The organism is Mesorhizobium erdmanii, from assembly GCF_013170725.1.
Lineage (GTDB): Bacteria > Pseudomonadota > Alphaproteobacteria > Rhizobiales > Rhizobiaceae > Mesorhizobium > Mesorhizobium erdmanii.
The window spans coordinates 1,307,105-1,320,754 of record NZ_CP033361.1 but is presented as its reverse complement, the minus strand read 5'-3'; the positions used below and the strand labels follow the sequence as shown (position 1 = coordinate 1,320,754).

Genomic DNA, 13,650 nt, shown 5'->3' with positions numbered 1-13,650 from the left:
GTATTGCAGGATCGCCTTTACTTTTCTATCACTGGTAGCATCCGACGGTATGTTGAAAGACGTGCGGATCACAAGGGCGGGTGCTTCCGGTGACATCTTCTGCGATCTCACGGCTTTTCGTCTTGATTGCCTTTACGGTTTTCTGCGCCCCGGCCTTGGCCGACGCCGAAATCCACAAGGGCAGCCCAGGGGCCTGGATCGACCGAATCGAGCTTCCGAAGGCGGACCCGCGTCTCGACAGCCGGATCAAGAGCGGCATCTCGAACCTTGTCTCGGAATATCAGATCCGCCAGCGGCCCGGCGGCATCGAGGCCTTCGACCGTTATGCCTACAGAATAGTCGACCGCACCGGGCTCGAACGCGGCGCCGTCATAAATTTCGAATTCGACCCGGCGACGTCGCAAATCACGATGAACTGGCTGAACATCATCCGCGACGGCGTGGTCATCGACCGGCTGCCCGGAGCGACTTTCGATGTGTTCCGGCGCGAGAAGGATGCCGAGAAAGGCCTGTTCGACGGCTGGCTCACGGCCTATGTGAATGTCGACGATGTCCGTGTCGGCGACATCATCGACTATGGCCGGACCACCGTCAGGACACCGATCGTCGGCGCGGATCTGTTCTTCCACTCGGTCGCCATGGCATGGGGCGAACCCGTCGCGCTGATCCGCGAGAAGGTGATCTGGCCGGCAAATCAGCCCTTGAACATCCACCAGGTCCGCACCGACATCCAGCCGGATATCAAAACCGACGGCGCGTCGAAGACTTATACTTGGCAAAGCATCAACCCTGCCCCGGTCAAGCCCGAGGAGAACCTGCCGGCGGATTTCCTGACCTATCCGACGATCCAGATTTCCTCGACAGCCAAATGGCAGGACGTCGTCGACGCGATGTTGCCTTACTATCGGCTCGACCAGGAATTGCCGGCCGCGTTCCAGTCGAAGCTCGATGACATCGCCGCCAGATATGCCAGCCCTGAGGACCGGATGATCGAGGCAATGCGGCTGGTCCAGGACACCATCCGCTATGTCAGCCTGTCGATGGGCCGCGGCTCCTATATTCCGCGCAGCCCAGGCACGGTGATCGCCTCCGGCTTCGGCGACTGCAAGGACAAGGCCCTGCTTCTTGCCTCCAGCTTGCGCCGGCTCGGCGTCGAGGCCGATCCGGCCCTGACGGATCTTGATGACGGACTGGCGCTTGGCGACATGCTGCCGACGATCCGCGCCTTCGACCACGTCATCGTCAAGGCAACCATCAAAAGCCAGATCTACTGGATCGACGCGACCAACTATCTGCAAGGCGGCAGAGCCGAAAACCTCGTTCCGCCCGACTATGGCTTTGCCTTGCCGATTGTCGCAGGCAAAGCGCGGATGGAGAAGATTGAGCGCAAGGAGCTTTTTCAGCCGACCACCTTCGTCAGCGAGGCGTTCGACTTTCCGAAGCTCAAGGGTGAGGCGCTCAAGCTGACGGTCAGCACGACCTATCGGGACGCCGATGCCGACTCGATGCGCTACAGGCTGGTTTCGCAATCGGCCACCAAGCTCGCCGACGACTATCTGCAATATTACAACCGGCAGTATCCGGGGATGACAAGCCTGGAGCCGTTGTCGACGCATGACGATCGCGACGGCAACGTCGTCAGCACGGTCGAATCCTACGAGCTGCCGGCCGATGATCTCGACGCGGATGATCTCATCAAGAACTTTCCGCTGAAGGCGGATGTCGGCATCAGCAATTTGCCGGAGCCGGACATGGTCGGCAGGGCTGGGCCGGTCTGGCTCGGCAGCCCGATGTTCAAGCGCCATCAGTGCATCGTCCGTAACCTGAAGGCGGAATTTGTCGGCCCGGAGAAATCCGACGACGTCATCACGCCCTATGTCGCCTTCAAGGCGCGCTGGTCGAGCACGCCGACCGAGTTCCAGGTCGACTGGTTTCTCAAGACGATCAACGAGCGCGTTCCCGCCAAGGATATCGGTTCGTATCTGAGGTCGCGCAGGAAGATGGGCGACAACGCCTCCTGGAGCTACAATTTCAGCTATTCAGAGCCGGAGGCGAACTAAGTTGCCAGCACGAAGCCGTATTGCGAACCAGACGGCTATCTGCGCCGACGAGAAGCCCTTTGTCCTATTCCGCCGCGCCCCTGAAGGCGCTGGCGCCGGTCTCGAACTGCAGCTTGGCCAGCCTGGCATAAATGCCGCCCTTGGCGACTAGGCTCTGATGCGTGCCTTCCTCGACGATGCGGCCGCCATCCATGACCAGGATCCTGTCGGCCTTCAGCACCGTTGCCAGCCGGTGGGCGATGACGATGGTGGTACGGCCCTGCATAAGCCGTTCCAGCGCCGTCTGCACCAGCGTCTCGCTTTCGGCGTCGAGCGCCGAGGTCGCTTCGTCGAGCAGCAGGATCGGCGCGTCGCGCAGGATGGCGCGGGCGATCGCCACGCGTTGGCGCTGGCCGCCGGACAGTGTCACGCCGCGCTCGCCGACCTGGCTGTCATAGCCAGTCTCGAGCTTGAGGATGAATTCGTCGGCCAGGGCATCCTTCGCCGCCGCCTCGATCTCGGCATTGCCGGCGCCCGGCCGGCCGAAGCCGATATTGTCGCGCGCGCTCGCCGCGAAGATGGTGACGTCCTGCGGCACGATGGCGATGCGCCCGCGCACCGAAGCCGGATCGGCCTGGCGCACATCGACGCCATCGATCACGATCTTGCCGGTCTCGGGATCGTAGAAGCGCAGGATCAGCGAAAAGACCGTGCTCTTGCCCGCGCCGGAGGGACCGACAATGGCCACCGTCTCGCCGGGCATGACCTGAAAACTCAGGCCGTGGACGGCGGCACGGTCGGGCCGCGCTGGATAGGAGAAGGAGACGTCGTCGAAGACGATGGCGCCCTTGGCGACCGCCGGTAGCGGCTTTGGATCGGCCGGCGCCTGGATCGCCGGCTTCTCCGCCAGGATCTCTGTCAGCCGTTCGGCCGCCCCCGCTGCCTGTGCAAGTTCGCCCCAGACTTCCGACAACGCGCCGAGCGCGCCGGCGGCGAACACCGAATAGAGCAGGAACTGGCCGAGCGTGCCTGGCGATATCGCGCCGTCGAGGACGTCGCGCGAGCCGAACCACAGCACCGCCACGACGGACGAGAAGATGGTGAAGATGGCAAAGAAGGTAAGGAAGGAGCGGGCGAAGATCGAGGCGCGTGCCGCGTCGAAAGCAGCCTCCACCGCGCCCGAAAACCGTCCGGTGACCAGTTTTTCGTTGGTGAAGGCCTGCAGCGTGCGCACAGCGCCGATCTGTTCGCTGGCATAGGCCGTGGCGTCGGCCAGCGTATCCTGCGCCTGCCTCGACTTGCGCCGCACCGAGCGGCCGAAGGCAACGAGCGGCAGCACGATGACGGGTATGGCCGCAATGACCAGGCCGGACAGTTTCGGACTGGTGACGACCATCATTCCCAAAGCGCCGAGGCCGAGGATGACGTTGCGCAGCGCGACCGAGGCGGTGGCGCCGACCGCCGACTTGACCTGCGTGGTATCGGCGGCGAGCCGCGACACGATCTCACCCGACTGCGCGGTGTCGAAAAAGGCAGGCGACAGCGTCGTCACATGGGCAAAGACATCGCGTCTGATATCGGCGACGACGCGCTCGCCCAGCGTAATGACGAAATAGTAGCGGCCGGCCGATGCCGCCGCCAGCACGGCGGCCATTGCCACCAGTGCCGCGAAATATTCGGCGATGAAGGTGGTGCTGGACGACGAAAAACCATGGTCGATCATGCGCCGCACGGCCAGCGGCAGCGCCAATGTCGTTGCCGCCGCGATGGCCAACGAGATGAGCGCGCCGACGACCAGTGAGCGATATCGGGTGATATAGGGAAACAGGCGCCTGAGCGGCTTGAGCGAGCGTCGGCGCTCGTCTGCGCTGCTTGATTGCGCCATCTCGGTGTTCCTCTAGCCGCTTCAGCTCATGCGCCGCAATATGAGCTTGCCGCGGCCTTGTGATTCAATTCCGCCTGATGTATAGGCTCGCCGACCGTTTTAGAAGCCGTGGCTCCTCAATAGCTGCGGCTTCGAGTTTTAAAAAGAGGCGCATCGACGCAGGCTTATGCCCGTCAGCCGCGCCGGCAAGCCAGGAACCGAGCCATGAAGAGCGCCATTCACCCCGACTACCACACCATCAAGGTCGTCATGACCGACGGCACCGAATACACGACCCGTTCGACCTGGGGCAAGGAAGGCGATACGATGAACCTCGATATCGACCCGACCACCCACCCAGCCTGGACCGGCGGCCAGCAGACCCTGCTCGACCGCGGTGGTCGTCTGTCGAAGTTCAAGAAGCGTTTTGAGGGGTTCGGCCTCTAAGCCAAACAATATCTGCAGATCGGAAACCCGCCCTTGTGGCGGGTTTTTTGTTGCTGCCGACGTAGATCACCTCGGGCTAGCGCTCACTCCTCCTGCCCCCTTGTGGGGAAGAGGGTGAACATTTTACTCAGCCAGTAGCTCCCGCAGCGCCATGCGTTTGTAGGCGGCGACCAGCCTGTCGCCCTCCTGCCGCTCGACGGAGATCGCCAGCCGCACGGCGGCCTCGCCCATCTGCCAGACCAGAAATGCCGTTGTCTCCAAAGAGACGGGATCGGCACCGGGACGCAGTCGCTTCAGCACTGCCACGAGAAATTCGGCATTGGCCCGGCTGTCGGCGAGTTCGAGCTGGCGCAACGCCTTGTCGGCCTGCGTGCCCGACCAGATGTCGCGCATCACCGGCTCGGCCAGAAACAGGCCATAATAGATGTCGACCAACTCCGAAAAAGCCCGCCGCAGGCCTTCCACGTCGTGGACATCCTTGAGCTCGGCCGAGATGCAGGCCTGGCTTTCGGCGGTGTAGCGCTCGGCCAACGCCCAGACGATCGCCCGCTTGTCGGGGAAGAACTGATAGAGCGAGCCGATCGACACCCCTGCCCGTTCCGCGACCTCGCCCATGCGCATGGCGTCGCTGCCTTGCTCGGCGATCAGCGCTGAGGCTGCCGCCAGCATGCGCTCCACCCGCTCGCGGCTGCGCTGCTGAATTGGCGCCCGTCGCGGCGAGGCCATCTGCTCGTTGGCCGGGGTGCCTTCCATGAATGTCTCCAACAAACGCATTCGGCAAACTCGCCGGGGAGTGGCTTGACTCACAAAATACGAGGGTTTATCACGTTTTGCAAATATGAGGATTACTCATATTTTAATACAGAGGGAGATAACCATGACCGACACCAAACCAATCCTGATCCTCGGCGGCACCGGCAAGACCGGTCGCCGTCTTGCTGAGCGGCTGACGGCGCGCGGCATTCCGGTACGGATCGGCTCCCGTTCCGGCACGCCGCGTTTCGACTGGGACGCTCCCGCAAGCTGGGCTCCTGCACTCGAGAACGTCAGCGCGGTCTACATCAGCTACTATCCCGACATCGCGGTGCCGGGCGCCGCCGAAGTGATCGATGCCTTTGCTCGCCTTGCCGTGCGGCATGGCGTCCGGCGGCTGGTGCTCTTGTCGGGCCGCGGCGAGCACGAGGCGCAGCGCGCCGAAGAGATGCTGAAAGCTTCCGGGGCCGACTGGACGGTCCTGCGTTGCGCCTGGTTCTCGCAGAATTTCAGCGAAGGCTTTCTCGTCGAGCCGCTGCTGGCTGGCGAGGTGGCGCTTCCGGTCGGGCCTGTCGGTGAACCCTTTGTCGATGTCGACGACATCGCAGACGCCGCCGAAGCTGTGCTGACCCAGCCCGGCCATGTCGGCCAGCTCTATGAGCCACCGGACCGCGGCTGTTGAGCTTCGCCGACGCGGTCGGCGAAATTGCCAGGGCGACAGGACGAGACATCGGCTTCGTCCGAATTTCGCACGACGAGTTCACGGCCGCCGTCGCGTCGCATGACCTGCCGCCTGAATTCGCCTGGCTGCTCAACGAGCTGTTCACCCAGGTTCTCGACGGCCGCAACGAAAGCCTCGCCGACGGCGTCCAGCGCCTGCTTGGCCGTGCGCCGAAGGACTTCTCGACCTACGCAACCGAAACCGCCGCTGCCCGGATCTGGAGCAACTGACATGTTCACCAAACTGCTCCCCACCTTGATCTTCATCGCCGCGATCGGCTCCGGCGTCGTCGGCGGCGTGTTCTTCGCCTTTTCCAACTTTGTCATGCCGGCGCTTGCCAGGCTGCCCGTCCCAGGCGGCATCGCCGCGATGAATTCGATCAACATCACGGTGATCACGCCGACCTTCATGACGGCGCTGTTCGGCACCGGCCTGCTCTGTCTGGTGCTCATCGCCGCCGCCATCATCGGCTGGAGCCAGTCCGGCTCGTACTGGCTGCTGGCCGGCGCGGTGATCTACCTGATCGGCAACCCGATCGTGACCATGGTCTTCAACGTGCCGCTCAACGATGCGCTGGCCGTCGTCGACCCGGCCAGCGCCGAAGGCGCCGCCGTGTGGGCGAACCATCTGAGCCAATGGGTGATGTGGAATCACGTCCGCACCATCACCGCCATCGTGGCGATGGCCTGCTTCATCCTCGCATTGCTCTGAAAAATAGCCCTTCGCAAATGCAAAGACCTCGCCTCAGGCAGGGTCTTTCTGCGTGTGGCCCTTGCGATCGGAATGACCGAGATCGCGATCCGGGTCGATCACGTCGCGCACCAGCTGCTTGAGCTTGGCAGCTTCAGGAAAACCACCGTCGCGCTTGCGGTCCCAGACCAGCACGTCGTTGCAGGAGATGGTGAAGATGCCGCCGGTGCCGGGCACGAGCGTCACCTCGCCGAGATCGGTGGCGAAGGTGGAGAGCAGCTCCTGCGCCATCCACCCGGCACGCAGCAGCCACTGGCACTGCGTGCAATAGGTGATGCGGATGACGGGCAGTGGCTTGCCGCTCATGTAGGACCAAACTCGCTTATGTCTCGGGCTGAACTTCGCTCATGCCGCACTGAGCTTGGCCAGTGTCGCCTCATCGACTTCGAAGTTGGCGTAGACGCTTTGCACGTCGTCGTCGTCCTCGAGCGTGGCGACCAGCTTCATCAGCGACTGCGCCCGTTCTTCATCGACCGGAACCGTGTTCTGCGGCTTCCAGATAAGCTTCACCGATTCGGCTTCGCCGAGCGAGGCCTCGAGCGCCTTCGATACCTCGCCGACATTCTCGAAGGCACAATAGATGGTGTGGCCTTCCCCGTCGGTTTCGACATCGTCGGCGCCGGCTTCGATCGCCGCATCCATGACCTTGTCGGCACTGCCGGCCGATGCCGGATAGTAGATCTCGCCGGCGCGATCCCACATGAAGGACACCGAGCCGGTTTCGCCCATCGCCCCGCCGGCCTTGGTGAAGGCGGCGCGCACATTCGACGCCGAGCGGTTGCGGTTGTCGGTCAGGGCTTCAACTATGACGGCGACGCCGCCCGGGCCGTAGCCTTCATAACGCACGGCCTCGTAGTTCTCGGCGTCGCCCATCGATGCCTTGTTGATGGCACGCTGGATATTGTCCTTCGGCATCGACACAGCCTTGGCGTTCTGGATCGCCAGCCGCAGGCGTGGGTTCATCGACGGATCGGGCGTGCCGCTCTTGGCGGCGACGGTGATCTCGCGCGCCAGCTTGGAAAACATTTTCGACCGCACCGCATCCTGGCGGCCCTTGCGGTGCATGATGTTCTTGAACTGTGAATGGCCAGCCATGGCACCCCTGTCGTGTTCGGCTAGAGCATTCCGCAACGAGATGCATCACCTCGCCTTTTGCAAAATGCCCGAATTCAAAATTTTCAGAGCGTCCGGGTGCAACTCGCGGAAGCACGGCGTTCTCTGTCGGAATGGCCGGCTTATAGATAAATCGGCTCAATTCGTCCAGCCGCGCAACGTTCGTGGCGTAACCGGCGGCGGGGTCTACGCCTCGAGGTCCGACTTCAGCCGGTCGATGATGTTGAGCGCATGGCTGGCATATTGGCTGATCCAGCGGTCGTGGATCTGCTTGATCGGCAGGGAATTGAGATGGTTCCAGCGTTCGCGCCCATCACGGCGCGCCACGATCAGATCCGCTTCCTCCAGCACCTTGAGATGCAACATGACGGTGCAGCGATCGATGTCGGGAAAGGCATCGCACAGCATGCCGGTGGTCTTCGGCTCGTCCTTCAGCTGATCGAGCATTTCGCGCCGGCGCGGATGCGCCAGCGCCTTGAAAACATTGTCGTCTTGCGACTGGCTTGACATGTTATATTTCTATAACATATTGTTCGATCGATCAAGGAAGGAGCTGTGGATATGTCCCTCGGATTCAGGGTTTCCGGACGCATCGGCAGGCCGGTCGCCGAAGTCTTCGATGCCGTCGTCAATCCAAAGAAGCTCAGCGGCTATTTCACCACCATCGGCGGTGCCAGCGCGCCGCTGGTATCAGGTGTTGGCGTCGTCTGGTGGGGCAAAGTGCCGGTCGAGGTCGACGAAGTGATCAAGGACAGTCGCATCGTGCTGCGCTGGGATGCCACCGATGCCGACGGCAGGCCGGCCTACAAGACCCGCATCGAGATGAACTTCGAACCGCTGGACGATGGCGGCACATTCGTCACCATAGCCGAGAGCGGATGGCGGGAAGGCGCGGTCGGCTTGAAGAAATCCTACCTCAATTGCGAGGGCTGGTCGCAGATGCTGACCTGCATGAAGGCCTATGTCGAACACGGCATCAACCTGCGCGACGGCTATTACCGCAGCGAGATGAAGGGCGAACCCGCCAACGAGACCAACATCTGAGTGACGGAGGTAAAGCGATGAAGAAAGTGACGCCATTCCTGATGTTCGAGGGCAAGGCCGAGGAGGCAATGACCCTCTATTGCGAGACCATTCCCGACAGCGGCGTCCTTGACGTCACGCGTTACGGCCCCGGCGAAGACGGCCCGCAAGGAACAGTCAAGCTGGCGCACGTCTCCATCGCTGGCTTGGAAGTCATGGTCTACAACAGCCCCGTACACCATGCCTTCACGTTCACGCCGTCGGTCTCGCTGTATGTGGACTGTTCCTCCGAGGAGGAACTCAACCGCATTGTCGAGACGCTGGCAAAAGATGGCGGGTTCCTGATGCCGCCCGACAATTACGGCTCCAGCCGCCGCTTCGCGTGGCTAAACGACAGGTTCGGAGTCTCCTGGCAGCTCAACCTGGCATAGTGAGATGTCGGCCGAACGGTCAACAACACCAATATCTGATCGCAGCGCAAGGAGACAGCAGTGACCGCAACGATCACCGGCGGCATCAACATCGCCATGAAGGTGCCGCCACACCAGTATCAGGCGACGATTGCATTCTATCGCGACGTCGTCGGCCTGAAGCCGTTCACGGCCAAGGCGCCGGCAATCGGCTTCGAACTCGGCCCCAACCGCTTGTGGATCGATGAGGCGCCGATGCTGAGCCAGGCCGAGGTCTGGTTGGAACTGTTTACCGACGATTTTTCCAAAACCGCCACGCATTTCGCCGAGGCCGGTGTGGTGCGGTGCGATGCCATCGAGCCATTGGGCGAAAACTTTCGAGGTGGCTGGATCACCAATCCCGCCGGCATCGTTCACATGCTGCGCGAACCCGACGCCTGGTGAGCGTAGAGCCCCGGCGAGCTAGCCTCAATGCCCGCCGTCTGATCCTGCCCTCTTGCGTCGCCGCGCCAGCATGTTGAGCCCCTCGACCAGCGCCGAGAACCCCATCGCCGCATAGATGTAGCCCTTGGGCACGTGGTAGCCCATGCCGTCGGCGATCAGCGTCATGCCGATCATCAGTAGGAAGCCCAGTGCCAGCATGACGATGCTTGGGTTCTTGGCGATGAAGTTGGCCAGCGGCCCGGCCGCCAGCATCATCACGGTGACGGCCACGATCACGGCGATGTACATGATGGCGATCTCGTCGGTCATGCCGACGGCGGTGATGATGGAATCGATGGAGAAGACGAGGTCGAGCAGCAGAATCTGGAAGATCGCGCCGGCAAGGCTGATCTGCAGCGTTCCGCCCAGCATCGTGTCCTGATGATCGACCGGATCGACCGTGTGATGAATTTCCTTGGTCGCCTTCCAGACCAGGAACAGGCCGCCGGCGATCAGGATCAGGTCGCGCCAGGAGAAGCCATGGCCGAAGGCGGTGAACACCGGCGTCGTCAACTGGACGATGATCGAGATGGTGGCCAGAAGCACCAGCCGCATGACCAGCGCCGCCGAGATGCCGAGCCGGCGGGCGCGGGCGCGTTGCGCTTCCGGCAGCTTGTTGGTCAGGATCGAGATGAAGATCAGATTGTCGATGCCGAGCACGATCTCAAGCACCACCAGCGTCAGCAACGCGACCCACGCGGTTGGATCAGATACGAATTGAAAATGTGGCGCCAAAAATTCAACGAGCTGCATGGAGGTCGTCCCCTCTACGATCTAGAGCAGTTTCGTCGCCAGTTAGGTACTACATCACTACATATCAATGTCATGACCAGAAGGACGGAGCCGTTTCTTCCAATCTTGGCCCGCGACGAAACGGCGCGATCTTCTCGGTCAGTCCGGTACGGTCGGAAATATTGACGCCGACGCCGCACAATGTCGCCGGTCCGGTCGCCGCCTCGAAGCGCCCTTTCGGCACTTTCGACAGGAACCGGTTGAGAGGCTCCTCCTTGTCCATGCCCAGCGAGGAATCGTAATCGCCGCACATGCCGGCATCCGACAGATAGCCGGTACCGCCATTGAGGATCTGGTGGTCGGCGGTCGGCTGGTGGGTGTGGGTGCCGACGACGAGGCTGGCACGGCCATCGACGAAATGGGCGAAGCAAATCTTTTCCGAGGTCGCCTCGGCGTGGAAGTCGATGACCACCGCATCGGCCTGCTCGCCGAGCGGGCAGGCGGCAAGCTCGCGCTCGCCGGCCTGGAATGGATCGTCGAGTTCGGGATGCATGAACACCCGGCCCATGATGTTGGCGACCAGCACGCGCGCGCCGCTCCTGGCGATGTAGACGCCCGAGCCGCGCCCGGGCGTGCCCTTGGGGAAATTGGAGGGACGCAGGAAACGCTGTTCGCGCGGCGCGAAGGCGAGCGCGTCGCGCTGGTCCCAAACATGGTTGCCGGTGGTGACGACATCGGCGCCGGCGGCGATCGTCTCGCGAAAAATCTCTTCGGTAATGCCGAAGCCGCCGGCGGCGTTCTCGCCATTGACGATGACGAAGTCGAGTTTGAAGTCGGAGATCAGCCCAGGCAGTTGTTCCCACACCGCCGTGCGTCCTGTTTTTCCAACCATGTCACCGAGGAAAAGAAGTCTCATCTACGCCCGATCCCGAAAAGCTGCATGACTTTTCGGTTAAAGATCATGCGTCCCAAAGAACTATCTACAATTCTGGCGCGAAGCGGCGCAACCCGCTCTCTGTCAGTATTTCCGGGAGGACCACGTCGTGGGGTTCTTCCGGAACCCGAGGAACCTCCTGGCAATCGAAGGCGATGCCGACCAGCCGGGGCGCATGCCCCTTGTCGACGAGCTTCGCGATGGCGCGATCGTAATAGCCCGCGCCATAGCCGATGCGGTGGCCGCGGCTGTCGAAGGCGGCGAGCGGCACCAGCATGACCGCGGGGTCGAGTACCTCGGCCTCCGCATGCGGCCCGACCGTGCCAAAGCCCATATCCACCAACGGCGCGCCGCGCACCAGTTCGCGAAAGACGATCGTGGTCTTGTCGAGAATGGCCGGCAGGCAAAGCCTGGCGCCCTTTTCACGCAAGGCAAACATCAGCGGCCGCACGTCGACTTCCGAACGCATCGGCCAGAAGCCCGATACGATCTGGCCGGGCTCGATCGCGAGATGATCGCGCGCCGTCTCGGCCATTTCGAGTGCCGCTTCGACTCGCCAGAACTCATCGAGTGCATCGCGGCGCCCGAGTGCCTCCAAGCGAAGCTGCTTTTTCAAAACTTTTGAGGATGTCATATCAGGACGATAGAAAAGGTCGGATACGGATGGGGTTTCAGAAGCGACGTTTTCTACCGCACCATCCACCGAAATGCGTGAATGCGGGAGCAATCAGTGACGATCCACACAACCGGTGGAGAGGTCGATCCCGGGTGCCTACAAAGTAGGTGGGCGCCGTGTGAGAAAACCCACGGGTCTTCCCAGGGACAGCTCCCTAAGGATCGTTAAGGCCCCGGGGAAAAGTGTCTCCTGCCGGGAAGCGCAGACCGTCTCAACCAATATAGGCCGCCGGTCGATCAAGCGCCAGAGAGACGAGCATGGAGCACGGCTTTATTCGCGACGCGCGTCTGCCACCAGACCAATGCCGGCACGACCAGCAACTCGCCGCACAGTCCGGCGATGTGGCCCGCCGATGGTTCGCCGGCCGTCAGCAGCGAGAAGAGCCGTGCCAGACCGCCACAGAAGGTGCAGGCCGCAAGCAATCTGAACCGCTCCGTCTTTGCCTCTATGCCTGGAATGCAACTGTACCAAGCGAGGCCGACGGCCAGGAAAAACCCCGACAGGAAGCGCAAGTGGCTGTCGAGATCGACGGGCCACGGAGCTGCGACATGGAGGAATTCCGGGCCGGAGACGACGCCCGCAATGCCTGCCAGCACCGGCGTTGCCGCCAGCACGGCGACGACGGTCTGCAGGACCGTCTTGCCGGATGTCCGTTCATTCATATTGCCACCCTTCGGCCCGCCGAGCGGCCTTGCGATAGAAACGGATGCCGCCGACACGGGTTTCAAGCCCATTCGTCGCAGCCGGCGCACCCTTGCACAGGCTAGACCTCATCCTTACGGTCGCGATGAACAGCGAAGGAAAAGAAATGCGTTTCGAAGGCACGGCGGCCTATGTCGCCGACAAGGATCTGATGGTGGCGGTCAACGCGGCGATCGCGCTGGAGCGGCCCTTGCTGGTCAAGGGCGAGCCCGGCACCGGCAAGACCGAGCTTGCCCGCCAGGTTGCATCGGCGCTCGGCCTCGACCTGATCGAATGGCACGTCAAATCGACGACGCGGGCACAGCAGGGTCTTTACGAGTATGATGCCGTCTCGCGGCTGCGCGACAGCCAGCTCGGCGATATCAGGTTCAACGACATCAAGAACTACATCAAGCGCGGCAAGCTCTGGGAGGCGTTCGCGGCCGGCAAGAAGGTCGTGCTTTTGATCGACGAGATCGACAAGGCCGACATCGAATTCCCCAACGACCTGCTGCAGGAACTCGATCGGATGGAGTTCTTCGTCTACGAGACCGGCGAGACCATCCGCGCCGCTATCAGGCCCATTGTCATCATCACCTCCAACAACGAGAAGGAACTGCCTGACGCCTTCCTGCGCCGCTGCTTCTTCCACTACATCCGCTTTCCCGACGTCGACACGCTGCACAGGATCGTCGATGTGCACTATCCCGGCATCAAACAGAATTTGGTGCGGGCGGCCCTTACCCAATTCTACGAAATCCGCGACGTGCCGGGCCTGAAGAAGAAGCCATCGACTTCCGAAGCGCTCGACTGGATCCGCCTGCTGGTCGCCGACGACATCGCGCCCGAGGATTTGCGCGCCGACCCCAAGAACGCGCTGCCCAAGCTGCATGGCGCGCTGCTGAAGAACGAACAGGACGTGCATTTGTTCGAGCGGCTGGCCTTCATAGCCAGAAGGCAGCAATAGGCAGGCAGCCGTAGCGCTTTCCTCGGCTGTGGACCGTTGCTGCCGGTCGGCCGGAAA

16 protein-coding genes, 1 other RNA gene and 1 pseudogene are annotated in these 13,650 nt (G+C 62.2%); 8 read left to right on the top strand and 10 right to left on the bottom strand.

From position 1 onward, the window contains the following. The first annotated feature begins 89 nt into the window (after nt 1–89). A complete protein-coding gene (locus EB233_RS06315) occupies nt 90–2,060 on the top strand; it encodes a DUF3857 domain-containing protein (protein WP_171892212.1) in 1,971 nt (656 codons plus the stop codon). Nucleotides 2,061–2,124: 64 nt separating this feature from the next. Here EB233_RS06315 and EB233_RS06310 read toward each other — a convergent pair whose 3' ends face one another. Next, a complete protein-coding gene (locus EB233_RS06310; protein ID WP_064991196.1) occupies nt 2,125–3,924 on the bottom strand; it encodes an ABC transporter transmembrane domain-containing protein in 1,800 nt (599 codons plus the stop codon). Nucleotides 3,925–4,128: 204 nt separating this feature from the next. Here EB233_RS06310 and rpmE point away from each other — a divergent pair, with 204 nt between their 5' ends. Continuing rightward, on the top strand, nt 4,129–4,350 hold the full coding sequence (rpmE, locus tag EB233_RS06305; protein WP_010912060.1) for a 50S ribosomal protein L31: 222 nt from the start codon (nt 4,129–4,131) through the stop codon (nt 4,348–4,350). 123 nt (nt 4,351–4,473) lie between these two features. Here the strand turns inward: rpmE and EB233_RS06300 are convergent, their stop codons facing one another. Next, a complete protein-coding gene (locus EB233_RS06300) occupies nt 4,474–5,103 on the bottom strand; it encodes a TetR/AcrR family transcriptional regulator (RefSeq protein WP_064991263.1) in 630 nt (209 codons plus the stop codon). 124 nt (nt 5,104–5,227) lie between these two features. Here EB233_RS06300 and EB233_RS06295 point away from each other — a divergent pair. Both EB233_RS06295 and EB233_RS06290 read left to right on the top strand, forming a co-directional pair. Further along, nucleotides 5,228–6,054 (top strand): annotated as a pseudogene (locus EB233_RS06295) (NAD(P)H-binding protein). Nucleotide 6,055: 1 nt separating this feature from the next. Then, nucleotides 6,056–6,535 carry an anthrone oxygenase family protein gene (locus EB233_RS06290; protein ID WP_064991195.1) on the top strand — a complete coding sequence of 160 codons (480 nt, stop codon included), beginning with the start codon at nt 6,056–6,058 and terminating at the stop codon, nt 6,533–6,535. Nucleotides 6,536–6,568: 33 nt separating this feature from the next. Here the strand turns inward: EB233_RS06290 and EB233_RS06285 are convergent, their stop codons facing one another. The 3 genes from EB233_RS06285 to EB233_RS06270 form a co-directional block, all read right to left on the bottom strand. Next, nucleotides 6,569–6,880 carry an Rdx family protein gene (locus EB233_RS06285; protein WP_064991194.1) on the bottom strand — a complete coding sequence of 104 codons (312 nt, stop codon included), beginning with the start codon at nt 6,878–6,880 and terminating at the stop codon, nt 6,569–6,571. Between the two features lie 39 nt (nt 6,881–6,919). Further along, nucleotides 6,920–7,669, bottom strand: a complete 750-nt coding sequence (locus tag EB233_RS06275) for a YebC/PmpR family DNA-binding transcriptional regulator (protein WP_064991193.1) — start codon at nt 7,667–7,669, stop codon at nt 6,920–6,922. 204 nt (nt 7,670–7,873) lie between these two features. Continuing rightward, entirely contained in the window at nt 7,874–8,197 is a 324-nt protein-coding gene (locus EB233_RS06270) for an ArsR/SmtB family transcription factor (RefSeq protein WP_064991192.1), read from the bottom strand. Between the two features lie 51 nt (nt 8,198–8,248). On the opposite strand from EB233_RS06270, the gene EB233_RS06265 reads away from it, so the two are divergent. From EB233_RS06265 to EB233_RS06255, 3 genes are read left to right on the top strand one after another with little or no spacing between them, the layout of a single operon-like run. Next, nucleotides 8,249–8,731 (top strand): SRPBCC domain-containing protein, encoded by a 483-nt coding sequence (locus EB233_RS06265; RefSeq protein ID WP_027053001.1) that lies wholly within the window; start codon nt 8,249–8,251, stop codon nt 8,729–8,731. Between the two features lie 17 nt (nt 8,732–8,748). Next, nucleotides 8,749–9,141: a VOC family protein gene (locus EB233_RS06260; protein ID WP_064991191.1), complete on the top strand. Its 393-nt coding sequence runs from the start codon at nt 8,749–8,751 to the stop codon at nt 9,139–9,141. 60 nt (nt 9,142–9,201) lie between these two features. After that, nucleotides 9,202–9,564, top strand: coding sequence for a VOC family protein (locus EB233_RS06255; RefSeq protein WP_064991190.1), 363 nt, complete (start codon nt 9,202–9,204; stop codon nt 9,562–9,564). A 24-nt stretch (nt 9,565–9,588) separates the two neighbouring features. Here the strand turns inward: EB233_RS06255 and EB233_RS06250 are convergent, their stop codons facing one another. From EB233_RS06250 to EB233_RS06230, 5 genes are all read right to left on the bottom strand, one after another. Continuing rightward, complete coding sequence (locus EB233_RS06250) at nt 9,589–10,356, bottom strand: TerC family protein (RefSeq protein WP_064991189.1); 768 nt, start codon at nt 10,354–10,356, stop codon at nt 9,589–9,591. A 70-nt stretch (nt 10,357–10,426) separates the two neighbouring features. Beyond that, nucleotides 10,427–11,251, bottom strand: a complete 825-nt coding sequence (locus EB233_RS06245; protein ID WP_064991188.1) for a TIGR00282 family metallophosphoesterase — start codon at nt 11,249–11,251, stop codon at nt 10,427–10,429. A 64-nt stretch (nt 11,252–11,315) separates the two neighbouring features. Next, nucleotides 11,316–11,903, bottom strand: coding sequence for a 5-formyltetrahydrofolate cyclo-ligase (locus EB233_RS06240; protein WP_064991187.1), 588 nt, complete (start codon nt 11,901–11,903; stop codon nt 11,316–11,318). Nucleotides 11,904–12,000: 97 nt separating this feature from the next. Then, a non-coding RNA gene (gene ssrS / locus EB233_RS06235) (6S RNA) lies at nt 12,001–12,156 on the bottom strand. Between the two features lie 25 nt (nt 12,157–12,181). After that, complete coding sequence (locus tag EB233_RS06230; protein WP_064991186.1) at nt 12,182–12,607, bottom strand: DUF4345 domain-containing protein; 426 nt, start codon at nt 12,605–12,607, stop codon at nt 12,182–12,184. A gap of 146 nt (nt 12,608–12,753) precedes the next feature. Between EB233_RS06230 and EB233_RS06225 the strand changes: the two genes are divergently transcribed. Continuing rightward, the gene (locus tag EB233_RS06225) at nt 12,754–13,593 is read left to right on the top strand and encodes an AAA family ATPase (protein ID WP_064991262.1); all 840 of its coding nucleotides are present in this window, start codon (nt 12,754–12,756) and stop codon (nt 13,591–13,593) included. Nucleotides 13,594–13,650: the final 57 nt, after the last annotated feature.